We start from the raw sequence: 4,772 nt of genomic DNA on the forward strand, positions 1-4,772 counted from the left end.
CAACAGGAACGTCGTCATAGACAGTCTCCGTTCCAACGTCGAACGTTCCATTGCCGTTGGTATCAACAAAATATTCCTGTCCCTTTGCATACGCAAGAATATGCACTCGCCCATTGGTTGGGCGGGGATTAGTTACATAAAGCTTCACCCCACACGTGCCATCTTTGGTAACGCAATATGCAGGAACAACCGTGCCTCCATCGGAAACAAGGCTGACAGCCGTACCATCCACTGCACCCGCTCCATAGCGATCCGTCAGACGCAAAGTCAGGTCGGCGAAGTCACCATCAACGTTGTAGTTCAAAGCATACTTCGACGCTGCAAAAGATATCCCAGTGTGATTCTCAGTCAAACCCGCAACAGGCAAACCACCTGAGATAGTCAATACGTTTGACACGGTCTGAATGGCCGCATTCGAGTGCAGCTTCGCGGTCACGCGCAACGGCGTCGGTGTCTGCCTACTTGCAACCGATACAGTAACAGTGCCATCTACCGCGGTCGTTCCAAACTGCGACCCGAGATCTGCAAAATTACTTGAAGCGGAATCAAGGCTGAAGTCCACGCGTTCGCCACTTTGTCCTGCGCCCGAAACGTTAACCACCTTGAAAACCACGTTCGCAACGCTTGGACAACCGGTACCTAGCAAACAAATATTCGCGTTATCCACTGACGAATATTGAATACTTTGCGTAGCTGGTGCAGCAACAATCAAATCAGCTGATTGTTGTTGCGTGGTACCCGCAATTTGCACATTGATGCGATCAGTTGCGCTACAAGCCTTGTCTTGGTACGTCACCGTGCCAGTTGCACCGGTCAACGTCAAGGTTGACGGAGAAATGGTTGCCTTACCACCCGTTGCGCAGGTGGATGAAATATTCACCGTCACTGGATTGGTACTGCTCGCGCCTGTGACACCAATATTGACAGATGAAGACCCATATGCACTGATAGACCCAGGCACAACAGCCACACTGTTCAAAATCACATTGGTGGCACTGACAGAAAACGCAGACTTCGCCGTCAAAGTACCTGCTGCGGTATCCGCACTGGCAGATACATACGCCGCGCCACTTGTTGCCCCGGTCGCGGGAGTCAACGTTGCGGCAGCTTGGCCATTTGCATCCGTGATAGCCGAGGCAGGCGACAACTGCGCAATAGTTGACGTGCTACCAGTGATAGCGAATTGAACCAATGCGCCTGCAATCGGCGCACCAGATGAATCCTTGACCACCGCAGTCACTGTGGCCGGTTGAGATGCACTGATCGTGCTACTTGTCAGTGACAGCACGACAGAGCCCGACGTATTGGACGTCACATTGGTGGCGGTCGTCGTCGTAGTAGTACTCGAACTGGTATTGCCAAACGCCGAAGTCCCGGAAGACCCGCCGCCGCCGCCACATGCACTCAGCAGCGCGGTCAACGCCACAATCGCAACACTCGTTTTCAACTTCATATTCATCTCTCCCATGTGGGAATCATGCCATCACGATCAACCAAGCTTCAGCGCATGCCTGCCTTTTCCGTCACCACTTTGGGGGTGAGGAAAATCAGAAGCTCTGAACGGTCTGCCCGCTTGGTGTTGGATTTGAAAAGATTGCCCAGGAAAGGAATGTCACCCAGGAACGGTACTTTGGTGTCTGTGCTGTTTTCGCTTTGCAGGAAAATGCCGCCGATCACAACCGTACCGCCGTTTTCCACCAGAACCTGCGTTTGCACGTGCTTGGTATCAATGGCATACCCAGCATTGGTCACCTGGCCCACGCTGTCCTTGTTGACATCGACATCCAGAATGATGCTGCCCTCAGGCGTGATCTGAGGCGTGACTTCCAGCTTCAGGTTGGCCTTGCGGAACGCAATCGCCGTCGCACCGCTCGACGTCGCGGTTTGATACGGCAATTCAGTACCTTGCTCGATCAAAGCCTTGACTTGGTCTGCCGTGATCACACGTGGGCTCGACACGATCTTGCCCTTGCCATCCGACTCCAGCGCAGACAACTCCAGGTTCAGGAATCGGTTGGAACTGGCACCGAACAGAGACAAAGCCACTGACGACGCGGTGTACCCGTTGAAGCCGCCGCTAGGCAGGTTCACGAAGTAGGAGTTGGGCGTGTAGCTACCGGACGTCGCCGCAGCCTGCAGTGTCTGCTCGCCTACGCCTTGATAGGTGCCTGTGATGGCGACACGATTGTCTCCGCCCACACCATAACCAGTCGTGCCGCCGCGCACGCCGCGCATGTCCAGCGCCCCCAGACGCACGCCCAGCGAACGTCCGAACGTATCGCTGGCCTCGACAATACGCGCCTCGATCAACACCTGACGCACAGGAATGTCGATCTTGGTGATCATCTGCTGGATCTCTTCCAGCTTGGAGGGGATGTCGTTGACGAACAGTTGATTGGTTCGCGTTTCGAAAATCACACTGCCGCGAGGAGACAAGATCCGAGCTGCCGTGCCACCGCCGCCACTGCCACCAGAGTTGGTCCCTGTCAGGCCCTTGGCAATTTCTTCTGCCTTGGTGTAGTTCAACTGGAAAGCCTGGGTGCGCAAAGGCTCCAGCGCAGCCACCTGAGCCTTGGCTTCCAGGTCAATCTTTTCCTTGGCGTTGATCTCGTCCTTGGGTGCAATCCACAGCACGTTGCCGGACTTGCGAACACCCAGACCCTTGGCCTGCATGATGATGTCCAGCGCCTGATCCCACGGCACATCCTTCAAGCGCAAGGTGACGTTACCTGTCACGGTATCGCTGGTCACCACGTTGAAGTTGGTGAAATCGGCAATGACTTGCAGCAGCGCGCGCACTTCGATGTTCTGGAAGTTCAGCGAGAGCTTCTCGCCCGAGTAGCCAGGGCCTTGCGTCAGCTTGTTGGGATCCACCTTGCGAGGCCGCACCTCCAGCACGAACTGATTGTCGCTTTGGTAGGCCGAGTGCTCCCAATCGCCTTTTGGATCAACGACCAGCTTGACGCGTTCGCCAACCTGGCTGGCCGAAACGGTCTGCACAGGCGTGCCAAAGTCCATCACGTCGAAACGACGACGCAGGCGCTCAGGCAGCGAAGCACGAACAAACTCGACAACCAGGCTCTGACCTTGCTGCTTGATGTCCACACCCACCTGGTTGTTGGGCAACTCCACAACCACGCGGCCTGCACCATCCTGACCACGGCGGAAGTCGATGTCCTTCAAGGCCAGAGAATTGACGTTCTTGTTCTCGGCGAAACGCACGGTCTCGTCAGCTTTGGCTGGTGTCTTGGTCGCTGCGGCGCCCGTTGGCGCCGCGCCTGCTGTTGCTGCGGCTGCAGCGGCCTGGTTGGCACCCGAATCCAGAATCAACAAAAGGCTCTTGCCATCCAACTGGGCACGGTACGTCGTGGACTGACGCAGATTGAGCACCAGGCGCGTACGCTCGCCCGCTTGCACCACATTAACCGAGCGCACATTGCCCTGGTTGATGTCCACCGCGTTGCGCGCCAGGCCGTTGGTGACACCCGGCAAGTCAATCGCCACACGGGGCGGTGTCTGCACGACGAAACCGGCAGGCACAGTGGCAAGGGGTTCCGACAGGTCAATGCGAACCACGTCCGAGCCGGCCTGCTGGGTGCTGGTGATGGCCTGGATAGCCGCTGCGGCCCAGGTCAGCGGCGACACCAATGCCAAGGACAGCCCAGCCAAAGCAACACGCCACGGTTTCATAGTCATCATCTCCAGATTCGTTTTCATCGGCTACCGCCTTCCTGCAACTGCAAGGTCGTCGGCCGCTCGATCCACTCGCCAGCGGCGTCTTGAACAATTTCACGCAAGGTGATTTCGGTTTCGGTGATCTTGGTGATCTTCCCGTAGTTCTGCCCCAGGTACTCACCCACCTTCACCTGGTAAAGCAGGTTGTCCACCTTGAGCAGCGCATACGGTACGCCCTTGCGGTTGACACTGCCGACCATGTTCATGCTGTCCAGCGGGAAGGCCTCCAGAGGCTCCTTACGCCGGTTGAGTTCAGCTGCCACGGCAGAATTGGGCTGCCTGGCTTCCTGCTTGAGCGCCCCAGTCAGCTTTTGATTGCTGAAAGGCTCGACGCCGTCGGCTCCGGTATAGGACTGCGGATTGAACTTCTGAGGCGGCGACAGCGGTTGCACGCTCGGGTGCACCTCATGGCGCTGCTGGTCCATCCAGGCCTGCAACTCGTCTTGTTCACCGCTGCATGCCGTCAAGGACAACACAGCCGCGCAAGAGATCATCCAACGTTGGGGGCTACTCATTTCTTATCCCCCTTGTCTTTTTTCTGCTTGGCTTTCTCGGCACGCATGGCATCGATTTCAGCCTGATCCAGATAGCGGTAGGTTCGTGCTGTGGCCTCCATGTACAAGTTACCTTGAGGGTCCTTGTCCTTGGCGGCAGCGGCGATCACCAGGTTGTGCAACGTCACGATGCGCGACAGATTGGCGATGTCAGCAGTGAATGCACCAATGTCATGGAAGCGCCCTGTCACACGAATCGAGATGGGCAATTCAGCGTAGTAGTCCTTGACAGACACCTGCCCCGGACGGAACAAGTCAAATTCCAGTCCACGCCCCAGGCCCGCCTGGTTGATGTCTGAAAGCAAGTCATCCATGTCGGCCTTGCCTGGCAACTGCTTCTCAAGCTGTTTCACATACTCTTCGACCTGAATGCGCTGCTTGCGCAACTCGCTCAAGTTGACCGCCTGAGCCACCTTCGAGCGGTACTCGTCTTTGAGGCTGGGCTCCTTGTCGCGCTCAACCTGGAGTTCATCACTTTGCGCA

4 protein-coding genes are annotated in these 4,772 nt (G+C 56.6%); all 4 read right to left on the reverse strand.

From position 1 onward, the window contains the following. Positions 1-1,453 (reverse strand): Ig-like domain-containing protein (locus EPO09_RS05915; protein WP_290641157.1); only part of this gene is annotated, 1,453 nt, incomplete at its 3' end. Positions 1,454-1,500: 47 nt separating this feature from the next. Beyond that, entirely contained in the window at positions 1,501-3,690 is a 2,190-nt protein-coding gene (pilQ, locus tag EPO09_RS05920; RefSeq protein ID WP_290641160.1) for a type IV pilus secretin PilQ, read from the reverse strand. Positions 3,691-3,713: 23 nt separating this feature from the next. Beyond that, positions 3,714-4,250 carry a pilus assembly protein PilP gene (locus EPO09_RS05925; protein WP_290641162.1) on the reverse strand — a complete coding sequence of 179 codons (537 nt, stop codon included), beginning with the start codon at positions 4,248-4,250 and terminating at the stop codon, positions 3,714-3,716. After that, positions 4,247-4,772 (reverse strand): type 4a pilus biogenesis protein PilO (locus tag EPO09_RS05930; RefSeq protein ID WP_290641164.1); only part of this gene is annotated, 526 nt, incomplete at its 5' end. The genes EPO09_RS05930 and EPO09_RS05925, both read right to left, overlap by 4 nt.

This window comes from Aquabacterium sp., from assembly GCF_004297345.1.
Taxonomy (GTDB): Bacteria; Pseudomonadota; Gammaproteobacteria; order Burkholderiales; family Burkholderiaceae_C; genus Aquabacterium.

Coding starts and splice junctions, on each gene's coding strand:
- EPO09_RS05925 (WP_290641162.1), bottom strand. CDS start 4,250: ATGAGTAGCCCCCAACGTTGGATGATCTCTTGCGCGGCTGTGTTGTCC.
- pilQ (WP_290641160.1), bottom strand. CDS start 3,690: ATGAAACCGTGGCGTGTTGCTTTGGCTGGGCTGTCCTTGGCATTGGTG.